This window comes from Streptomyces sp. NPDC006602 (assembly GCF_042870385.1).
Lineage (GTDB): Bacteria > Actinomycetota > Actinomycetes > Streptomycetales > Streptomycetaceae > Streptomyces.
In genome coordinates, this window is sequence record NZ_JBIAHG010000017.1 from 149,566 (window position 1) to 167,574 (window position 18,009).

General features: G+C 71.3%; 18 protein-coding genes and 1 pseudogene. 11 read left to right on the forward strand and 8 right to left on the reverse strand.

Translation table 11 applies throughout. From position 1 onward, the window contains the following. On the reverse strand, positions 1-1,863 hold the full coding sequence (gene otr(A), locus ACFYO2_RS32980) for a tetracycline resistance ribosomal protection protein Otr(A) (RefSeq protein ID WP_388356287.1): 1,863 nt from the start codon (positions 1,861-1,863) through the stop codon (positions 1-3). A 200-nt stretch (positions 1,864-2,063) separates the two neighbouring features. Between otr(A) and ACFYO2_RS32985 the strand changes: the two genes are divergently transcribed. Continuing rightward, the gene (locus ACFYO2_RS32985) at positions 2,064-3,017 is read left to right on the forward strand and encodes a ribose-phosphate diphosphokinase (RefSeq protein WP_388356291.1); all 954 of its coding nucleotides are present in this window, start codon (positions 2,064-2,066) and stop codon (positions 3,015-3,017) included. Positions 3,018-3,075: 58 nt separating this feature from the next. On the opposite strand, the gene ACFYO2_RS32990 is transcribed toward ACFYO2_RS32985, so the two are convergent. Continuing rightward, complete coding sequence (locus ACFYO2_RS32990) at positions 3,076-3,456, reverse strand: anti-sigma factor antagonist (RefSeq protein WP_388356294.1); 381 nt, start codon at positions 3,454-3,456, stop codon at positions 3,076-3,078. Positions 3,457-3,589: 133 nt separating this feature from the next. Then, positions 3,590-4,027: a MarR family winged helix-turn-helix transcriptional regulator gene (locus ACFYO2_RS32995; protein ID WP_388356296.1), complete on the reverse strand. Its 438-nt coding sequence runs from the start codon at positions 4,025-4,027 to the stop codon at positions 3,590-3,592. Positions 4,028-4,130: 103 nt separating this feature from the next. On the opposite strand from ACFYO2_RS32995, the gene ACFYO2_RS33000 reads away from it, so the two are divergent. Both ACFYO2_RS33000 and ACFYO2_RS33005 read left to right on the forward strand, forming a co-directional pair. After that, positions 4,131-5,585 (forward strand): aldehyde dehydrogenase family protein, encoded by a 1,455-nt coding sequence (locus ACFYO2_RS33000; RefSeq protein WP_388356299.1) that lies wholly within the window; start codon positions 4,131-4,133, stop codon positions 5,583-5,585. 30 nt (positions 5,586-5,615) lie between these two features. Beyond that, positions 5,616-6,722, forward strand: a complete 1,107-nt coding sequence (locus tag ACFYO2_RS33005; RefSeq protein WP_388356302.1) for an NAD(P)-dependent alcohol dehydrogenase — start codon at positions 5,616-5,618, stop codon at positions 6,720-6,722. 35 nt (positions 6,723-6,757) lie between these two features. Here the strand turns inward: ACFYO2_RS33005 and ACFYO2_RS33010 are convergent, their stop codons facing one another. After that, positions 6,758-7,708, reverse strand: a complete 951-nt coding sequence (locus ACFYO2_RS33010; protein ID WP_388356305.1) for an NADP-dependent oxidoreductase — start codon at positions 7,706-7,708, stop codon at positions 6,758-6,760. 601 nt (positions 7,709-8,309) lie between these two features. Here ACFYO2_RS33010 and ACFYO2_RS33015 point away from each other — a divergent pair. Together ACFYO2_RS33015 and ACFYO2_RS33020 are read left to right on the forward strand one after the other, a co-directional pair. Next, positions 8,310-8,696 (forward strand): annotated as a pseudogene (locus tag ACFYO2_RS33015) (helix-turn-helix domain-containing protein); the annotation flags it as partial. A 66-nt stretch (positions 8,697-8,762) separates the two neighbouring features. Beyond that, positions 8,763-9,617 carry a hypothetical protein gene (locus tag ACFYO2_RS33020; protein ID WP_388356308.1) on the forward strand — a complete coding sequence of 285 codons (855 nt, stop codon included), beginning with the start codon at positions 8,763-8,765 and terminating at the stop codon, positions 9,615-9,617. A gap of 4 nt (positions 9,618-9,621) precedes the next feature. Here ACFYO2_RS33020 and ACFYO2_RS33025 read toward each other — a convergent pair whose 3' ends face one another. Both ACFYO2_RS33025 and ACFYO2_RS33030 read right to left on the reverse strand, forming a co-directional pair. Next, the gene (locus ACFYO2_RS33025; protein WP_388356311.1) at positions 9,622-10,185 is read right to left on the reverse strand and encodes a TetR/AcrR family transcriptional regulator; all 564 of its coding nucleotides are present in this window, start codon (positions 10,183-10,185) and stop codon (positions 9,622-9,624) included. After that, positions 10,182-10,544, reverse strand: coding sequence for a DUF1304 domain-containing protein (locus ACFYO2_RS33030; RefSeq protein ID WP_388356314.1), 363 nt, complete (start codon positions 10,542-10,544; stop codon positions 10,182-10,184). The genes ACFYO2_RS33025 and ACFYO2_RS33030 overlap by 4 nt, the downstream gene beginning before the upstream one ends. Before the next feature lie 324 nt (positions 10,545-10,868). Here ACFYO2_RS33030 and ACFYO2_RS33035 point away from each other — a divergent pair, with 324 nt between their 5' ends. The 5 genes from ACFYO2_RS33035 (at position 10,869) to ACFYO2_RS33055 (ending at position 15,296) form a co-directional block, all read left to right on the forward strand. Then, entirely contained in the window at positions 10,869-12,587 is a 1,719-nt protein-coding gene (locus ACFYO2_RS33035; RefSeq protein ID WP_388356317.1) for an ATP-binding protein, read from the forward strand. Beyond that, a complete protein-coding gene (locus tag ACFYO2_RS33040) occupies positions 12,584-12,994 on the forward strand; it encodes a roadblock/LC7 domain-containing protein (protein ID WP_388356320.1) in 411 nt (136 codons plus the stop codon). Before ACFYO2_RS33035 ends, ACFYO2_RS33040 begins: the two co-directional genes overlap by 4 nt. Continuing rightward, positions 12,991-13,401: a DUF742 domain-containing protein gene (locus ACFYO2_RS33045; protein ID WP_388356322.1), complete on the forward strand. Its 411-nt coding sequence runs from the start codon at positions 12,991-12,993 to the stop codon at positions 13,399-13,401. Before ACFYO2_RS33040 ends, ACFYO2_RS33045 begins: the two co-directional genes overlap by 4 nt. 147 nt (positions 13,402-13,548) lie before the next feature. Then, a complete protein-coding gene (locus ACFYO2_RS33050) occupies positions 13,549-14,796 on the forward strand; it encodes a cytochrome P450 (RefSeq protein WP_388356325.1) in 1,248 nt (415 codons plus the stop codon). A 107-nt stretch (positions 14,797-14,903) separates the two neighbouring features. Continuing rightward, complete coding sequence (locus ACFYO2_RS33055) at positions 14,904-15,296, forward strand: VOC family protein (protein ID WP_388356327.1); 393 nt, start codon at positions 14,904-14,906, stop codon at positions 15,294-15,296. Positions 15,297-15,305: 9 nt separating this feature from the next. Here the strand turns inward: ACFYO2_RS33055 and ACFYO2_RS33060 are convergent, their stop codons facing one another. Together ACFYO2_RS33060 and ACFYO2_RS33065 are read right to left on the reverse strand one after the other, a co-directional pair. After that, positions 15,306-15,602 (reverse strand): DUF4235 domain-containing protein, encoded by a 297-nt coding sequence (locus ACFYO2_RS33060; protein WP_388356330.1) that lies wholly within the window; start codon positions 15,600-15,602, stop codon positions 15,306-15,308. 14 nt (positions 15,603-15,616) lie between these two features. Continuing rightward, on the reverse strand, positions 15,617-16,642 hold the full coding sequence (locus ACFYO2_RS33065; RefSeq protein ID WP_388356332.1) for a glutathione S-transferase family protein: 1,026 nt from the start codon (positions 16,640-16,642) through the stop codon (positions 15,617-15,619). A 101-nt stretch (positions 16,643-16,743) separates the two neighbouring features. On the opposite strand from ACFYO2_RS33065, the gene ACFYO2_RS33070 reads away from it, so the two are divergent. After that, positions 16,744-17,715 carry a cation diffusion facilitator family transporter gene (locus ACFYO2_RS33070; protein WP_388356334.1) on the forward strand — a complete coding sequence of 324 codons (972 nt, stop codon included), beginning with the start codon at positions 16,744-16,746 and terminating at the stop codon, positions 17,713-17,715. The last annotated feature ends 294 nt before the right edge of the window (positions 17,716-18,009 follow it).

An 18,009-nucleotide genomic window follows, 5' to 3' on the forward strand; every position in this document is an offset into this window, starting at 1 on the left:
TTAGTGGGGCTCAATTTCACGGTCGCCCGACGGCCGCGACCACCACACCCCCTCGCCGTGCGTCAGCCCGGGCAGCCGCAGTTCGACCTCGCGCACCCGCCGGGCCGGCAGTTCCCCGGTGATCAGCCACGTCGTGGTCCCGCCCGTGGTCCCCGTGAACTCGGCTCCGGCGGCGGCAAGCCGGGCCGTGACCGGCGCCAGTGCGTCCAGCGGGACCTCCGCCTCGAAGGCGAGGTACGGCTCGTACAGCCTGGTCCCCGCCTGCTCCAGAGCCCGGCGCAGCACGATCGGTGTGAGTCCGCGGAAGTCGGCGGCGGTGCTGATCGGCGCGCAGAATCCGGACCGGATCAGCGTGACCCAGTAGTCCGTGACGGGTGCCCCGTACAGGCCGGTGGTCAGGGTGGCGTGGACCGTCTCCTCGACGGCCTGGTGGAAGGCGCGGGGGAGCGCGCCGAGTTCCGTCTCGTACGTGAACACCCCGCCCGAGCCGCGCGGTCCCGGCTGCACGCGCAGCCCGACCGTCGCCCAGTAGCGGGTGCGGTCGTGCCACGGCAGCTCGTCGAAGGCCTCGCCGACGCCGGCCGGCCGCTCCAGGAACCGGACCCGGCCCGGTTCGAAGTCGGCCTCGACACCGAAGTCCTCGGCGAGCGTCGCCGCGAGAACCTCCATCTGGACCTCGCCGTAGAGGAGCAGCGCCGTGGCGCCCGAGGCCGCCTGGCGGGCGTGCATCAGCGGGTCCTGGTCGGCGAGGGCGAGCAGGGCGGAGCGCAGGGGCGCCGCCTGTTCCGGCCGGCGGGCCCTGACGAGGGTCTCCAGTGTCGGCGGTGCGAACCGCGGGGCGCGCTCGCCTCGTGGATCGCCGAGGCGGTCGCCCACCCGGATACCGGCGACACCGGTCAGGGCCGCGATGTTCCCCGCGGTGAGCCGTTCCGCCCCGCCGACGACGTCCAGCCGCGTCACCCGGCCACAGACCTCGGTGGTCCGGCCGTCGGCCTCGCGGCGCAGGAACGTGAGGCGTTGCCGCCGGGTCACCTCACCGTCGTACAGGCGCAGGTACGCCGTCCGCTCGCCGCCGGGACCGGGCCGTACGGCGAACACCGTGCCGCGTGGTGGGCGGTCCCGCGTCGCGGGGGTGGGCGGGATCAGCCGGGTCATGCCCTGGACCAGCTCGGCGACGCCCTGGCCGCCGAGGGCGGAGCCGAAGAAGACGGGGTGGAAGGAGCCGTCGGCGGTGCGTGCCGCCAGGGCCTCGCGCAGGTCGTCCGGCGTCGGCTCGGGGCCGTCCACGACCGCCGCCAGAACGTCCTGGTCGACCTCGGCGAGGGCCTCGGCCAGCCGCCGGCCGACCGGGAGCGGCACCGCGCGGGCCCGGTCCGTGCCGAGGTCCGTCACGTCCGTCAGCGGCGCGATGTGCGGGGTCAGCCTGCGCCGGATGTCGGTGAGCAGGGCGTCGGAGCGGGCGCCCGCCCGGTCGATCTTGTTGACGAAGACCAGCGTGGGCAGCCGCAGCCGCCGCAGGGTCCGCATCAGGACGCGGGTCTGCGCCTGTACGCCCTCCACGGCGGACAGCAGCAGCACCGCGCCGTCGAGGACCTCCAGGGCGCGCTCGACCTCGGCGATGAAGTCCGAGTGCCCCGGGGTGTCGATGAGGTTGACCTGCGTGTCGCCGACGGTGAACGCGGCGACGGCGGAGCGGATGGTGATGCCGCGCCGTCGCTCGATCGTCCCGTCGTCGGTGCGGGTGTCACCGGCGTCGACGCTGCCGAGCCGCTCGATCACGCCGTGGTCGAACAGCAGCCGCTCGGTCAGGCTGGTCTTACCGGCGTCGACGTGGGCCAGGATTCCGATGTTCAGGGTGTGCATGCGTGGTCGTGTCCTCGAGAACCGTCGTCCAGTGGGGGCGCTGGGGGTTGTCGAGGAGTCGGCGCATGCGAGGGGTCCTGACGTGAGGGAGCACGGACAGCGCCCATCATGACGCGTCCCCGTGGACGGTCCGCAACCGGTTTTCGCCCGGCCCGTAGCATGAGCCCCGGCAGCCGGAATGATCACGCGAGGAGCAGAGCGTGCGAGACATCGCCGTGTTCAGCGGGAGTGCCCATCCCGAGCTGGCCCAGGAGGTCTGCGCGCATCTCGGTGTGCCGCTCAGCCCCACCCGGGTGAGCCGGTTCGCGAACGACTGCCTGGAGGTACAGCTCCAGGCCAACTGCCGGGAACGGGATGTGTTCCTCATCCAGCCGCTGGTCAGGCCGGTCCAGGAGAACCTCGTGGAGCTGCTGATGATGTGCGACGCGGCACGCGGGGCCTCGGCCGGGCGGATCAACGTCGTCATGCCGCACTACTCCTACGCCCGCTCCGACAAGAAGGACGCACCCCGCATCTCGCTGGGCGGGCGACTGGTCGCGGACCTGATGGTGGCGGCCGGTGCGAGCCGCGTCCTGGCGATGACGCTGCACTCGCCGCAGGTGCACGGGTTCTTCTCGGTGCCGGTCGACCACCTGCACGCGCTGCGCGAGCTGGCCGCGCACTTCCGGCGCTACGACCTGTCCCGCACCACCGTCGTCTCGCCGGACCTCGGCAACGCCAAGGAGGCCGCCGCCTTCGCCCGGCTGATCGGCGCCCAGGTGGCCGCCGGCGCCAAACAGCGGTTCGCGGACGACCGGGTCAGCATCAACTCGGTCATCGGCGAGGTCGCCGATCGGGACGTCATCGTGCTGGACGACGAGATCGCCAAGGGCAGTACGGTCCTCGAACTCCTGGAACGGCTACGGGAGCTGGGGCCGCGCTCGATCCGGGTCGCCTGCACGCACGGACTGTTCGCGGACGGGGCGCTCAAGCGGATCGGCGAGCAGCCCGACGTACTGGAGATCGTGTGCACCAACACCGTGCCGGTTCCGGAGGCGGAGCGCACGGACAAGCTGCGGATCCTGACCGTCGCCCCGGCGCTCGCCGAGGCCGTGCGCCGCATTCACAACGGTGAGTCCGTCAGCGCCCTGTTCGACGCGCCGCGAACCGAATAGACAGGTCGCCGGGGGACCTGGGGCCCGGCAGGTCACCAAGATCCCCGAACGACGCAGGTCATACCGTGCCGGACGTCGCCTCGGGCTGTCCCAGGGCCGCGTCCAGGGTCGGCATCGGCGGCAGCAGCCGGGCGAGGCCGGTGACCCGCAGGACGCGCAGCGTGAGCGGGTGCGTGCAGACCAGGAGCAGCCGGCCGTCGTTGTCGAGCATCCGGCTGCGGGCGCGGTAGAGCAGCCGCAGCCCGGAGCAGTCGAAGAACTCGACCCGGCTGAGGTCGATCACCACGCGGGCGTCGGACCGCCCCGTCACCCGGTCCAGGTAAGGGATGATCTCCATCGCCGCGGCGATGTCGATCTCCCCGCGGAACTCCAGCACCGTGTGTCCCCGGTCCCGGTGGACGCGCAGATGCCGGGTGAGCGGTGCGGGTACCTGCTCCACGACGACATCGCCTCCAACCGGTCCCGAAGCGGCGGGGGTGTGCCCAAATCCGTTCCCCGCCCTGCAAGTTACCCTCGATGGAGTGAATTTGAGCATGTTCGATTGACATATGTCTTCGAATTGCGACGGAGCCTTACGACAAGGCGTGCCAGGCCTTGGAGAGCGACTGGCGGAACTGCTCGCTCTGGTGGGCGGTGAGGTCCCGGACCATCCGCTCCTCCAGCTCCCGTACGGGCCCCTCGTGCTGAGCGAGCAGCTCGCGGCCGGCGTCGGTCAGCAGGATCAGCAGCTCGCGGCGGTTGCGGGGATTGCGTTCCCGGCGTACCAGGCCGCGGTTCTCCAGTGACCGTACGAGATCGGCGATGGACTGGGCGGTGACGAACGAGTCCCGGGCCAGCTGGGCCGCCGACAGGCCGTCGTGTCGCTCCAGCACGGTGAGCGCGGTGTACTGAAGTGCGGTGATGCCGGAGGATTTGACCAGGTCGTCCAGGTGTGAGCGCACAACGAGCTCCAGCTGTTTCACCATGTAGAGGAGAGACGGAAGTGCCTTGACTGCCTGGGTGTCCACCATGACTTCAGGTTAGAGCATTGACAGGAAACCTGTCTGTAATGAGACTGCGAACCAACAGGAATCCTGTTGATTGAAATCTTGGCGATGAGGCTGAGGAGTGGCGATGACCACCATCGAGATCGAACCCGGACGGCTCTTCATCGGGGGACAGTGGCGCGAGGCCGCCGACGGCGCGCGCACCGAGGTGCTCGACCCGTCCCGGGGCACGGTCGTCACCACCGTCGCGGAGGCGGGCGCGGCCGACGTGGACGCTGCCGTACGCGCCGCCCGCGGGGCCTTCGACGACGGCCGCTGGTCGGGGCTGAGCGGCCGTGAGCGGGGCCGGATCCTGTACCGGGTCGCCGAGCTGATCCGGGAGAACGCCGAGGAGCTCGCCGCGCTGGAGAGCCTGGACGTGGGCAAGCCGATCACCCTGTGCCAGGCCGTCGACGTGACGAACGCGGCCAACGACTACGAGCACTTCGCCGCCCTCGCCCACTCCCTGGACGGCGCGACCCGCGACACGCCACTGAACGCCCTCGCGTACACCAAGCGCGAGCCGCTCGGCGTGGTCGCCGCGATCACGCCCTTCAACTTCCCGCTCATCCTGGCCGGCTCCAAGATCGCCCCGGCGCTCGCGGCCGGGAACACCGTGGTCCACAAGCCCGCCGACGAGACCCCGCTCAGCGCCCTCTACATGGCCGGGCTGCTGCGGGACGCGGGTGTCCCGGACGGCGTGGTCAACGTCGTCACCGGCTCCGGCCCGGTGGCCGGTGAGGCACTGCTCAGGCACGGCGGCGTCGACAAGATCGCCTTCACCGGCTCCACAGCCATCGGCCGGCACGCCGCGAGCGTCGCCGGCGAGAACCTCAAGCCCGTGACCATGGAACTCGGCGGCAACGCGGCCCACATCGTCTTCGAGGACGCCGACCTGGAGAAGGCGGTCGGCGCCGTCATCAAGGGCTTCGTCTTCAACACCGGACAGTTCTGCATGGGCGGCCCGCGGCTGCTGGTGTCCCGCCCGGTCTACAGCACCATGCTCGGCATCCTCGCCGAGGCCGTGCCCGGCGTGCCGGTCGGCGACCCCCGGCAGCCCGAGACCGTCGTCGGCCCGATGGCGGGGGAGCGGCACCTCAAGAAGGTCGAGGAGTACGTCGAGATCGCCCGCAAGGAGGGCGGCCGCATCGTCTGCGGCGGCGAACGGCTCGACCTCGACGGCGGCTACTACTACAAGCCCACCGTGATCGCCGACCTGCCGAACGACTCCCGGGTCGTCCAGGAGGAGGTCTTCGGACCCGTCCTCACCGTGCAGCCCTTCGACTCCGAGGAGGAGGCGATCCAGCTCGCCAACTCCACGCCGTACGGCCTGGCTTCGGGTGTCCAGACGTCGAACCTCGCCCGCGCCCACCGCATCGCCGACCGGCTCCAGGCGGGCATCGTCTGGATCAACGACTGGGCGATGCTCGACCCGGCCGTCCCGTTCGGCGGGGTCAAGGACTCCGGCTTCGGCCGCGAGTACGGGACCGAGGCGCTCGCCTCGTACACCAGGGTCAAGTCCGTCGTCGTCTCGCTCGACTGAATGCGCTTGAAATCAAGAGGAGTTCGTACGATGACCATCACCACCCGCGCAGCTGTCGTCGAGTCCGGCGGGGCGCCCTTCACGCTCAGCGACGTCCAGCTCGACGAGCCCGGCCCGCACGAGGCGGTCGTCCGCATGGTGGCGACCGGCCTGTGTCACACCGACCTCGGCGTGGCGAGCGGCGGTCTGCCCTTCCCGCTGCCCGGCGTCCTGGGCCACGAGGGCGCCGGTGTCGTCGAGGCCGTCGGCTCGGACGTCACCGGGGTCGCACCCGGCGACCACGTCGTGCTGTCCTTCACCTCCTGCGGCGAGTGCCGCAACTGCCGGGGCGGCCACCCGGCGTACTGCGCCACCTGGCTCCCGCTGAACCTCATCGGCGGCCGCCGGGCCGACGGCACGAGCACCATCAGCCGCGACGGGGAGCCGCTCGGCGGGCACTTCTTCGGCCAGTCCTCGTTCGCCGAGCGGGCGTTGGTCGACGAGCGCAGCCTCGTCAAGGTCGACCCGGACGTGCCGCTGGAGTCGATCGCCCCGCTGGGCTGCGGCGTACAGACCGGCGTCGGCGCCGTGTGGAACGTGCTGAAGCCGGTCACCGGCAGTACCGTCGTCGTCCTCGGCGCCGGGGCCGTCGGCCTCTCGGCCGTGATGGCCGCCGCCCTCACCCCCGCCACCAACATCGTCGCCGTCGACCGGGTTGGCGAACGCCTGTTGCTGGCAAAGGAGTTGGGCGCTACCCACACCGTCAACGCGGGCGAGGCCGAGCTTGGCGAGGCGCTCGCCGAGATCACCGGCGGCCAGGGCGCGGATGGCATCGTCGAGACCACCGGCAACGTCGGTGTCCTGCGCCAGGGCGTCGACGCCCTGGCCGCCCGCGGCACCCTGGTCATCGTCGGCGCCCCGGCGTTCGGCACCGAGGTCGCCCTGGACGTCAACGGGATGCTCGGCGGCAAACGGGTCGTCGGCCTCACTCTGGGCGACGCCGAGACGCAGACCTTCATCCCCGCCCTGGTCCGGCTGGTCAAGGAGGGGCGGCTCCCGCTGCACCGCCTGATCAGCACCTATCCGTTCGCGGACATCGACCAGGCGGTGCGGGACATGGGCGCGGGCAAGGCGATCAAGCCCGTGCTCACGTTCTGACGCCGGGGGCTGACGCCGGGGGCTGACGCCCTGGGTCAGTCGACCGTGAGGACCAGCTTCCCCGTGGTCCGGCCGGTGCCGCCCAGCGCATGCGCCTCGGCGGCATCGGCCAGCGGGAAGGTGCGTGCGATCGTGGCCCTCAGCTTCCCCTGCTCCACGAGGTCCGCGATCGCCCGCATCCCGGCCCGGTCCGCGTCCACGAGCATCCTCAGGGCCCGTACGCCGAGCCGCTCGGCCTCCTCGTGGAAGTCGTCCGACCCGACCGGCAGGATCGACACCACGATCCCGCCCGGTTGCAGCACGCGCAGCGACTTCACGGAGGTCTCGCCGCCGATCGTGTCCAGGACGACGTCGACGTCCTTCACGACCTCGGCGAAGTCCGTCTCCCGGTAGTCGATCGCCTCGTCCGCGCCGATCTCGCGCAGGAAGTCGTGCTTGCCCGCGCTCGCCGTGCCGATCACGTACGCGCCCCGCGCCTTGGCGATCTGTACGGCCACGTGCCCGACCCCGCCGGCCGCCGCGTGGATCAGCACCCGCTGTCCCGGCTGGAGATCCGCGTTCTCGACCAGCGCCTGCCACGCCGTCAGGGAGACCAGGGGCAGCGCACCCGCCTGCGTGTGGTCGATGACGGACGGCTTGTGCGTGAGGGCGCGGACCGGGGCGATGACGTACTCGGCGTGCGAACCGCGGCCGAAGGGGTACGGCAGCATGCCGAACACCTCGTCGCCGGGCCGGAACGTGGCCACACCGACGCCGGCCGCCTCCACCACACCGGAGACGTCCCAGCCGAGCACGAAGGGCGGCTCGCCCAGGAAGCCGCCGGTCGCCCGGTGCTTCCAGTCGGTGGGGTTGAGGCCGGCGGCGCGGACCTTGACCAGCACCTGGTTCGGGCGCGGGCGAGGCCGCTCCAGCTCGACTTCCTTCAGGACCTCGGGACCGCCGAGGACGTCCTGGCTGATGGCTCGCATCGTGTTCACAGTGCTCATGGTGAAACAGCCTGCCGGAAGCCGCGCGCCCGGGAAATGGCACGATTGCCAACATTCGATAGGATCGCGCCATGGCGGACGTGGAGCGGGTCGAGCGGGTCGTGGTGCTGGCCCTGGACGGTGTGTACCGTTCCTGGGCAGTGAGCGGGAGTGAGTCCGCGCACTGGCACGCTCCGAACGGTCTTGGGCGCTCCCCCAGAGGGGGCACCCCCAGGTCGTCCGCTTTCGCAACCGGGTGGCAACACGGATCCTGTCCGTGGTCCGGTCCCGGAAGGGCGGAGTCCCTCACGATCTGGCCATATGAACACGGCCAGAGGCGACAGGGAGGCCCTGAACCATCTCGCTGGTGGAGCAGGGGCCCCGCACGCTGGCACCGTGCTCGGCGTCCCAGATCGCGTCGCTCACGTTACTCCGGCCTGCACCGGACACCGCAAGCCCGAAAGCTGACCATCACACGATCGAGCTAAATCACCCTCACGCCCGCTCCCCGGCGAGCAGTTGCCTACCCCTTCGAGCTGGGCATCCCCAGCCGGATCCTCGGCGCGGCCGACGGCCGGTACGAGGTGCTGACCTGCTCCGTCGACGGCCGCCCGGTACGCACCCGTTCAGGGACGGCGGCCAGGCCCAGTACATCGAGCAGCCGGTCCCGGAGCAGGGCGCCGCGAGCACCGCCGCGACCCGCGCCTGGGCCCTGGAGCGGCTCGGCGAACCCCTGACCCTGGCCCACCTCGCCGGCCGCGCCCGGATGAGCCTGCGCACCTTCGCCCGCCGCTTCAACGAGGAGGTCGGCCTCAGCCCCGGCCGCTGGCTGATCCAGCAGCGCGTGGCCCGCGCCCGGCACCTTCTGGAGTCCAGCGACCTGTCCGTGGACCAGATCGCCGGACAGGTCGGCTTCGCCACCGGCGCCTCCCTGCGCCAGCACCTGCACGCCTCCATCGGGGTCTCGCCGCAGGCGTACCGGCGGACGTTCCAGACAGCGGCCCGCTGAACGTTCCGTACGGCTGCCGCGTCGGAGGACCGGACAGTGATCAGGTGACGGGGAACAGGGGCGGGGATGCGCAGAGGGCTCGTGGCGGTGGCGGTACTGGCGGCGACGGTGGCCATGGGGTGCGGTGCGGACGCGGAGACGGACGTGGTCGTGGAGGGCACAGCCCCGGCCACGCCCTACGGCGGACCGCTGTACCTGCCCACGAGGGACCTGGACGAGGACGGCGAGCGGGCCGCTCTCATCGAGTCGGGTGCCGCGGGGCGGGCGCTGGAGTGTGACGGCGAGGTCTACTCGGGCGGCCAGGGTGAGACGTGGGGCAAGGGGGACGGCGGTGCCACCCCCGAAGAGGGGCTGAAGCTGTATTTCGACATCGAGCAGCCGGAGGTGCCCCGGTCCGGTTACCGCCTGGAGCGCGAGGAGGACGGCCGCGTCCTCTACTCCTATGACGTGGAGGGCAGGACCAAGGTCGCCGTCGTCGTCGCCAAGGACCAGAAGCACAGGCCCGGTTGGGGCCCGGAGACCGTCGCCTCCTGCGACCCGGCCGAACTGCCTGCGAGTTTCACCGACTCCGTGAACCGCGAGATCTGGACCGACCGGCAGGGGAAGCGGCTCCCGACCACCACCATCAGGAGCCACGCCGGTCCGGAACACTGCGACTGGCAGAGCGCGCACTTCCTGTCTCTGGGCCGGGGCGGGGACGAGCGGCAGTATGTCCGCGATCCCGAGTCGGTGTTCGAGACCGACTCGCTCACCACCCCGTACGACGGGGACGTCCGCATGCCCGAGGACGCCCGGGACACCGGATATCGCCTGGACGAGCGGGAGTTGTGGCTGACGGACGACCGGTCCACCGCCTACGTCCGCACACCCGACGGCGTGGAGGCCTGGCCCATGACGAAGCGGCCAGTGGCCTGCATGTGACGCCTCACCTGCTCGCGTGCAGCGCGAGCAGCAACTGCCAGACCTGGTCTGCGATCTCGCGGGCGTCGGCTTCGAGGAGCCCGTGCAGCCAGTCGCCCAGGACACCGGCGAAGGTGGCGGCGACGGCCGAGGCGACCAGCGGGGCGTCCGCCGCGCCCGCGAGTTCGCGCTCGCGCAGGCTGTAGGCGCGCAGATCCCGGTGCAGCACCCGGCCCAGGGGGCCGCCCCCGCCCGGGGTCAGCAGCACGCGGTACAGCGTGGCGCGCGGGGCGAGCGAGTCGAAGAACTCCGCCAGCGCGGGCGGCGCGTGCACCGGGTCGGGCCGGCCGCGCCAGGCGTGCAGCGCGTCCACGGCCTCCCGTACGACGTCGGCGCAGGCGTCGACCGCCAGGGCCTCCAGGCCGTCGTAATGGACGTAGAACGTGGCCCGCCCGACCCCGGCCCGGCGCACCAGCGCGGCCACGCCGACCTCCGCGAGGGGCCGCTCGGCGCACTCGTCGAGCAGGGCCTGCCGCAGCCGTGCCCGGGTGCGCGCGGCCCGCGGGTCCTGCGGGGCTTCCCGGTTCACCGGGCCAGCAGGACGGCGCCCAGGGCGAGCGCGCCCGGCAGGGCCTGGGCGAACAGGATGCGGCGGTTCGCGGTGACGGACCCGAACACGCCGGCGACCACGACACAGACCAGGAAGAACACCTGCGCGCGGAAGCCGGTGGGATCCGAGGCGACCAGCCCCCACACCAGCCCCGCCGCGAGAAACCCGTTGTAGAGCCCCTGGTTGGCGGCCATCGGCGCGGTCGCCGCCGCCATCTCCCGATCGAACCCGTGCAGCGCCCTACCGGGCTTCTTCTGCCACAGGAACACCTCCATCACCAGAATGTAGACATGCAAGGCGGCCACCAGGCCGACGAGCACGGACGCCAGGGTCTCCATGAGCTTCCTCTATTTCTTGGACGGGTGCCCACTATAGCTGGACAGCTGTCCAGGAAGTCACGGTGTCGGTGCCCGCCGTCACTCGGGCATCCATAGGGATTTGTCGATGTGTGGGTTCCTGTCGGAGAGTGACGGAACCCTCACCTCCGCCGGGCGGCGGAGGTTGATCCTTTCGGCTTCCAACCCGATAAGCTCCCTTTCGGCGCTGCGAGTTGACGCGATTTCGATCGGTCCTCGCGCGGTGCGCACCCATGAGCGCGGTCCCCCTGGATCACCCCCCTGAACAACCCCCCTCGTTCGGTCGTGTTGCTTCGAAGGATGCAGATGGAACTCGCCACTCCGCCGTCGGCGGCGCGGGCCCCTGTCGCCTGGTACAGCTGGTGGCTGATGCCGTTGGCCTTAGGCGGCGGGACAGTTGCCGCCACGTTCGTCAGCGCGGAGCGAATAACCGCCGTCGTCGCGGGCGCCGCCGCGACGGCAGCCGGCACGGTGTGCGTTCGCCTCCTGCTCCGCACCCGCGGGGCCCTGCACCGGGCGGAGGGCTCCTTCCGCACCTCGCAGGCCGAGCACTCCCAGCAGTGGCAGCAGCACGTCGCGGGCCTGGAGCGGAAGTACTCGGCCGAACGCGCGGTCCAGGAGGCCCAGTTCGCCGACCAGGCAGGCGCCTACGAAGTCCGACTGGTCGAGCAGTCCCGGGCGTACGAGGCACGGCTCGCCGAGCAGAGCACCGCGTACGAGGCACGGCTCGCCGACCGGGCCACGTCCTACGAAGCGCAGCTCGCCGACCAGGCCGAGGTCTGGAAGGAACAGCTGGCGCACCAGCAGAACGCGGTCGCCCGCCTCGCCGGTGAACAGTTGCCGGACGCGCTGCGGCGCCTGCGCGACGGTGAGACCGTCGACGACCTGCTGCCCACCGCCAACCAGTGCGCGAAGGTCAGCGCCGACCTTCAGGCCGAACTCCGCAAGATCCTCAGAACCGCCCTGATCGGCGTCGAGGAGGAGTTCAACCGCTCGACCTCCGCCGAGCAGGCCGTCATCAGCATCGGCAACCGCATCCACGTGCTGACCAGCAAACTCCGCGGTCGCCTGCACGAGATGCAGGGCGAGCACGGCAGGCTGCCGGCCGTCGCCCGCGGCCTGATGGAGCTCGACCAGGAGATCGGCCCCGCCGACTGCCTCGCCGCCAGTATCGGCGTGCTCGGCGGCTCGGACCGCCCCGGCCGGCAGTGGCAGGAGCCGCAGCGTCTGCTGAGCGTGGTGCGCGGCGGCATCGGCCGCATCAAGGACTTCCACCGGGTGGAGGTAGGCCGGCTGCCCGAACTCGGCGTCGACGGCGCTCTGGTCGACCACCTCACGCTGATCTTCGCCCACCTGCTGGACAACGCGGCCCGCTACTCGCCGCCCACCGAGCCGGTGGTCGTCTCCGGCAAGGAGGTCCCCAACGGCGTCGGGATCGAGATCCAGGACTCCGGCAAGGGCCTGAGCGAGGAGAAGAAGCGCGACGCCGACAACGCCCTCGCGGGCACCGCCGCCCGACCGGGCCTCGGTGGCGTCTCCGAGGACGCCAACCTCGGCCTCAGGGTCGTCGGCGCCCTCGCCCGCCGTTACGGCATCCGCGTCACCTTCGCGGACTCGCCCTGGCTCGGCACCTCGGTGGTGGTCGTGGTCCCGCACAAGTACTTCAGCCGGCTGCCCGCGGCCACCCCTGCGGCCCCGGCCCCGGTGGTCCAGGCCGCGGCAGCCGACCAGGCCCGCGTTCCGGCCGCCGGCGAGCCCGCGGCGGAGGAGCCCGACCCCCTGGCCACCACGCCCGGCGGACTGCCCAAGCGCAGGAGCAAGCGGGGCGAGGCGGCGCGGCCCCAGCCGGCCGAGCGCACCGGGCGAACCGGGGAGACCGGCGTCCCGGCCGTCCCGCCCGATGAGTCCTTCACCGGCCTGGCCGCCTTCGCCACCGCCGGGCGCGCGTCCATCGAGGCAGACGGGACGGCCGACGGCCGCGAGTCCGCAGAGCACCGCAATGAAGAGAGCGACAAGTCCACATGACGCAACAGGGAACCGACGTGAGCTGGGCGCTGCGCGATCTGGTGGAATCCATCCCGGAGATCCGCTTCGCCCTCGTGGCCTCCAGCGACGGCAAGGCGATCACCTCGTTCGGCGCCGAGGACCCCGACGACGTGGACCGTTTCGCGGCAGTGGTGGCCGGCCTGCAGGCGCTGGCCCAGCCGGTCGCCGAGCAGTTCCCCACGTACGCGGGGCAGCTCAGGCTGGCGATGATCGAGGTCGACGGCGGTCACCTCTTCGTCGTCCGCGCGGGGGTGCAGACGTATCTCGGCGTCCTTGCCGGAGAAGGCCTCGACCAGGGGCTGCTCGGACACCAGATGAGGGATCTGGCCCGCCGGATGGGTGAGCTCCTCGGGACCACTCCGCGCCTGGAGGAGCACTCTGGATGAGTGCTCCCCGTCGGCCCACGGACGCTCCCCCAAGCTCTCGGCTTCGCTCGAGCAGGGGGGACCCCCAAGGTCTCGAGCGCTACTACGTCCTGACCGGAGGGCGAAGCGGACCGGGCGGTTCGGCGTCGAGTCTCGACGTGGCGACCCTCATCGTCTCCCGCACCGCACCCGTACCGGGTATGCAGCACGAGCACGAGGAGATCCTCCGACGCTGCCGCGATCCGCTGTCGGTGGCCGAACTCGGCGCCCATCTCGCACTGCCCTTCAACATTGTCGCGGTACTGCTGGCGGATCTTCTCGAGGCAGGGCGTGTCGAAGCCCGTGACCCCGTCCCGGCGCACGACGCCCGTCGCGGACCGGACCTCGCGCTCCTGGAGGAGGTACTCAGTGGACTTCAAAGGCTCTGACCATCCCGGCCGACCGGACGGCGCCCTGGAGGCGAACGGCCAAACGGGTGCCTGCGACGCCCGCGACCGGGCCGCCGGCCGTGACGTACTACTCAGCGCTCTGACACGGCACTTGACGCAACGCTCCGCCGTCGCACCGGAGCTCCGATGACTGACCAGACCACAGAGGGCCCCGACGCCCCGCGCGGCTGCCCGGTCGCCCACGGCGGGGTCGATGTCGCCCGGCTGTACGGCCCGGAGGCGGCGGCCGACCCCTACGGCGGCTACGAGCGGCTGCGCAAGGAATACGGCTCCGTCGCGCCGGTGCTGCTCGAGGGCGACATCCCGGCCTGGCTGGTCCTCGGCTACCGCGACAACCGGCGGGTGCTGGACAACCCCGGCCAGTTCAGCCGGGACGCCCGGATCTGGCGGGACTGGCAGGACGGCCGGGTGGAGGCGACCTCCCCGCTGCTGCCGATGCTCGCCTGGCGCCCCGACTGCGCCTCCCAGGACGGCGAACCGCACCGCAGGCTGCGCGGCGCCGTCACCGACGGGCTGCTGGCCGCGTCCGGTCGCGGCGTCCGCCGCCATGCCACGCACTTCGCACACAAACAGATCGACGCGTTCGCGGACGCCGGACAGGCCGACCTGGTGGCGGACTTCGCCGAGTACCTGCCGATGCTCGTCCTCACCCGCATCCTCGGGCTGACCGCGGCGGAGGGGCGCAGCCTGGTCGAGGCCTGCGCCCAGGTCCTCAAGGGCGGTGAGGACGCCGTCGCGCACAACGACCGCATCATCCGGCTCCTCGGTGAACTCACCGAACGCAGGCGGGCCGAGCCGGGATCCGACTTCACCACCGCCCTCCTCGAGCACCACGCCGGGCTCGACACGGAGGAGGTCGTCAGCCATCTGCGGCTGGTGCTGATCGCCGCGCACACGACCAGCAACCTGCTGGCCCGGGTGCTGCAACTCCTCCTCACCGACACCGCCCAGCTCTCCGGCCTGATCAGCGGTCAGCTGAACATCTCCGCGGTGGTGGAGGAGGTCATGTGGAACTCGCCGCCGCTGGCGGTCATGCCGGGGCGTTTCGCCGCCACCGACCTCGAACTCGGCGGACACCACATCCACGAGGGCGACCTACTCGTCCTCGGGCTCGCGCCGGGCAACCTCGACCCGGAGGTCCGGCCCGACCCGGAGGTCTCCGTCCAGGGCAACCAGTCGCATCTCGCGTTCGGCGCGGGCCCGCACGAGTGCCCCGGGCAGAACATCGGCCAGTCCATCATCGAGGTCGGCGTGGACATCCTGCTGCACCGGCTGCCGGGTCTGTGCCTCGCCGTTCCGCCGGAGGACCTCACCTCGACCGCCTCCGCCTGGGAGTCCCGGCTGGACAGCCTGCCGGTCGAGTTCGCCGTGTAGTCCGCTTCCCGTGCAGGTCGCGCAGACTGAATCGGCCCGGCCGGGATATCCGCTGGGTACAGGGCGGCGGGACACCACCGTTCCGCGCCCCGACCCTCGGAGGAGACATGGCACTGGTCAAGACAGGCGTCGTCGTGCTCGACTGCGCCGAGCCCGAGAAGCTCGCCGTGTTCTACAAGGAACTGCTGGGCGCCGAGCAGACGCACGAGAGTGCCAACCGGATCGAGATCAAGGGCGCCGGCGGGCTCTGCATGGCCTTCCGTCGCGATGTGAACGCCACGCCGCCGAGCTGGCCGCGACCCGAGAACGCCCTGCAGTCCCACCTCGACTTCGTGGTGGAGGACCTGGACGAGGCGGAGCGCAAGGTGGTCGGGCTCGGCGGGCGGCCCCTGGATACGAAGGACGCGGCCGGACCGTACGAGGAACGCGGTTACGCCGACCCGGCCGGCCACTCCTTCACCCTGCGCCTCATCCCGTCGACCGCGCCGAAGCAGGGCTGAGCCCCGCCGTCAGTCCCGGCCGCCCTTCTCGCCGGTCGGCCAGACACCGGTCGAGCGTTCGATGGCCTTGGCCCCCGTGCGGTCCACCGCGCTGCGCACCACGGCGAAGATGGCGCCCTGGATCGCTGCGGCCAGCAGGATCTCTCCCCAGCCGCGGTCCCGATCCAGGGCATCGGGCGCGTCGTCCTCGTGCCGGATCGCCTTCCAGATCTTCTGGAAGGCGAGTCCCGCCAGCGTTCCGCTCGTCCAGCCCAGCACGAAGCCGACAGGCTTGTAGGCGAAGGACAGCTTCTTCTTCTTGGCCACGTGAATCTCCTTGGTCAGCGGGTGGGTCGGTGGTCTTCCGGGACCTGCTCGCCCGCGGGTACCGGACCAGGCGGCGTCCCCTCGCCGAACGGCCGGCCGCCCAGTTCCTCCCGGTGATGGGGCGTCAGCCAGCTAGACAGGTCCGGCCCGAGGGGCACGATGCCGGTCGGGTTGATGCCGGTGTGCACCTGGTGGTAGTGCCGCTTGATGTGGTCGAAGTCGACGGTGTCGCCGAAGCCCGGTGTCTGGTAGAGGTCACGGGCGTACGACCACAGGACCCCGTTCTCGGTCAGCTTCCAGAGGTTGCACTTGAAGTGCCCGTGGTAGACGGCGTCGAAGCGGACCAGGGTGGTGAACAGCCGGATGTCCGCCTCGGTGATCGCGTCGCCGACGAGATAACGCTGCCGGGCCAGCCGGGGCGTCAGCAGGTCCAGGCGCCGGAAGACGCCCTCGCACGCGGCCTCGTACTCCTCCTGGTCCGTCGCGAAGCCTGCCCGGTACACCCCGTTGTTGACGTCTTCGTAGACGTCCGCCATCACCGAGTCGATCTCGTCGCGCAGCGCCCGCGGATACAGGTCGGGCGCGCCTTCCCGGTGCAGCGCGCTCCACTCGGTGGCGAGGTCCAGGGTGATGCGCTGGTAGTCGTTGGTGACCAGTTTGCCGCTGGGCACGTCCACGATCGCGGGCACGCTCACGCCGCCCGGATAGTCGCTCTCCCGCCGGTCGTAGGCCTCGCTGAGGTAGCGGATGCCGAGGACGGGGTCGCGGCCGTCGGGGTCGAGGGTGAAGCGCCAGCTGCGGTCGTCCTGGATCGGGTCGGCGATCGCCATCGACAGCGCGCCCTCCAGGCCGAGGAGCCGCCGGGAAATGACCGCGCGGCTCGCCCACGGACACGCGCGGCTGACCACCAGCCGGTAGCGGCCGGCCTCCACCGGCCAGCCCTCCCGGCCGTCCGCGGTGATCCGGTCCGCGAAGTGGCTCTTGGACCGCTTGAACCTCCTGTGGCCGTATTCGCTGTTGCCGTCGTCTCCGGCACCCATGCTCCTCTTCCTCCCTGCTGTGTGCCTTCCCTGGTGAACGCGTTCCCCGTTTTCCGCCGACGGCACGGTGTGAGCGCCATCGACCGGGGCAGTCGGCGAAGGTGACAGGGACATCCTCGAATCAGGACGCAGACCGCAAGACCCGCGTCACGGTGCTGGTGGCGCTCGCCGCCAACCTCGTGATCGCGGTCGCCAAGGCCGTAGGGGGGCTCCTGGCGGGATCGCCGGCGCTGCTGTCGGAGGCCGCGCACTCCGTGGCCGACAGCATGAACGAGGTCTTCCTGCTCGCCGCGCTGCGCCGCAGCCGTCGCCCCGCCGACCGGCGCCACCCCTTCGGCTACGGCAAGGAGCGGTTCTTCTGGTCGCTCCTCGCGGCCGTCGGGATCTTCGTGATGGGCGGCTGCTTCTCGTTCTTCCAGGGATTCGAGGCCCTCAGAAACGGTGCCGAGGAGAAGTTCAGCGGATATGTGGCGGGCCTGGCCGTGCTCGGCGTCGCTCTCCTGGCCGAAGGACTCTCGCTGGTCAGGGCCCTGTACCAGGTCCGCCGACAGGGGCTGGGCATGGACGGTCTGCGCGACCCCGCCCTGCGGACAGTCGTCGCCGAGGACGGCACGGCCGTGCTCGGCGTCACCCTCGCGATCGTCGGCATGGCGCTGCACATGGCCACCGGGCAGGTGGTGTGGGAGGCGTCCGCGTCCCTGGCGATCGGCGCGCTGCTCGTCTACGTGGCCTACCGGCTCGGCCGCGAGACACGGGACCAGTTGATCGGGGAGGCCGCCGACGCGGAGTCCAGCGGCAGGATCCGGGCGCTGCTTCAGGCGCAGCCCGAGATCGACAGTGTGGAGGCACTGTTCACGATGAAGATGGGGCTGGACTCGCTCCTGGTGGCCGCCCGCATCGACCTGGTGCCCGGACTGGAGAGCGAGCGGGTCGAGGAGGTCGCGGTGCGGATCAAGCGGTCCATCGCCAGTACCGTTCCGGGGACCGGGCAGATCTTCCTCGACGTGACCGACCGGCCCGCCGAAGAGGCACGAGAAAGCCCCGCCGCGACGGGGGAACGCGGCGGGGCCTGACGCTCGGGTGCCCGGCGGACGCGGGTCCATGCGTGTCCGGGCGAGAATTTTTCCCCGGGAGGTTCAGCATGATTCTTGCGACGAACCCCGGGCGTTCACGCCCGGGAGGAATCGCATCCCCGTGACTGGGGCGCGGAGCGCCGCAGCATCACTGTGTCGGCTCGGCCGGGGAGCGGCCGGGTGATGCGAGCGCGTGGTCGGTTGAGTCACTCGATGTGATGAACGCGGCCGAACGCGTGGTGGCATCTCGTACGGGTGCCTACGATCAGTGATCGTGAAGCTGGTGGTGCAGGT

Excerpts from the sequence above, each read along its gene's own strand:
- ACFYO2_RS32995 (WP_388356296.1), bottom strand. The coding sequence starts at position 4,027 with ATGGTGGACACCCAGGCAGTCAAGGCACTTCCGTCTCTCCTCTACATG.
- ACFYO2_RS33000 (WP_388356299.1), top strand. The coding sequence starts at position 4,131 with ATGACCACCATCGAGATCGAACCCGGACGGCTCTTCATCGGGGGACAG.
- ACFYO2_RS33005 (WP_388356302.1), top strand. The coding sequence starts at position 5,616 with ATGACCATCACCACCCGCGCAGCTGTCGTCGAGTCCGGCGGGGCGCCC.
- ACFYO2_RS33010 (WP_388356305.1), bottom strand. The coding sequence starts at position 7,708 with ATGAGCACTGTGAACACGATGCGAGCCATCAGCCAGGACGTCCTCGGC.
- ACFYO2_RS33020 (WP_388356308.1), top strand. The coding sequence starts at position 8,763 with ATGCGCAGAGGGCTCGTGGCGGTGGCGGTACTGGCGGCGACGGTGGCC.
- ACFYO2_RS33030 (WP_388356314.1), bottom strand. The coding sequence starts at position 10,544 with ATGGAGACCCTGGCGTCCGTGCTCGTCGGCCTGGTGGCCGCCTTGCAT.
- ACFYO2_RS33035 (WP_388356317.1), top strand. The coding sequence starts at position 10,869 with ATGGAACTCGCCACTCCGCCGTCGGCGGCGCGGGCCCCTGTCGCCTGG.
- ACFYO2_RS33040 (WP_388356320.1), top strand. The coding sequence starts at position 12,584 with ATGACGCAACAGGGAACCGACGTGAGCTGGGCGCTGCGCGATCTGGTG.
- ACFYO2_RS33045 (WP_388356322.1), top strand. The coding sequence starts at position 12,991 with ATGAGTGCTCCCCGTCGGCCCACGGACGCTCCCCCAAGCTCTCGGCTT.
- ACFYO2_RS33050 (WP_388356325.1), top strand. The coding sequence starts at position 13,549 with ATGACTGACCAGACCACAGAGGGCCCCGACGCCCCGCGCGGCTGCCCG.
- ACFYO2_RS33055 (WP_388356327.1), top strand. The coding sequence starts at position 14,904 with ATGGCACTGGTCAAGACAGGCGTCGTCGTGCTCGACTGCGCCGAGCCC.
- ACFYO2_RS33065 (WP_388356332.1), bottom strand. The coding sequence starts at position 16,642 with ATGGGTGCCGGAGACGACGGCAACAGCGAATACGGCCACAGGAGGTTC.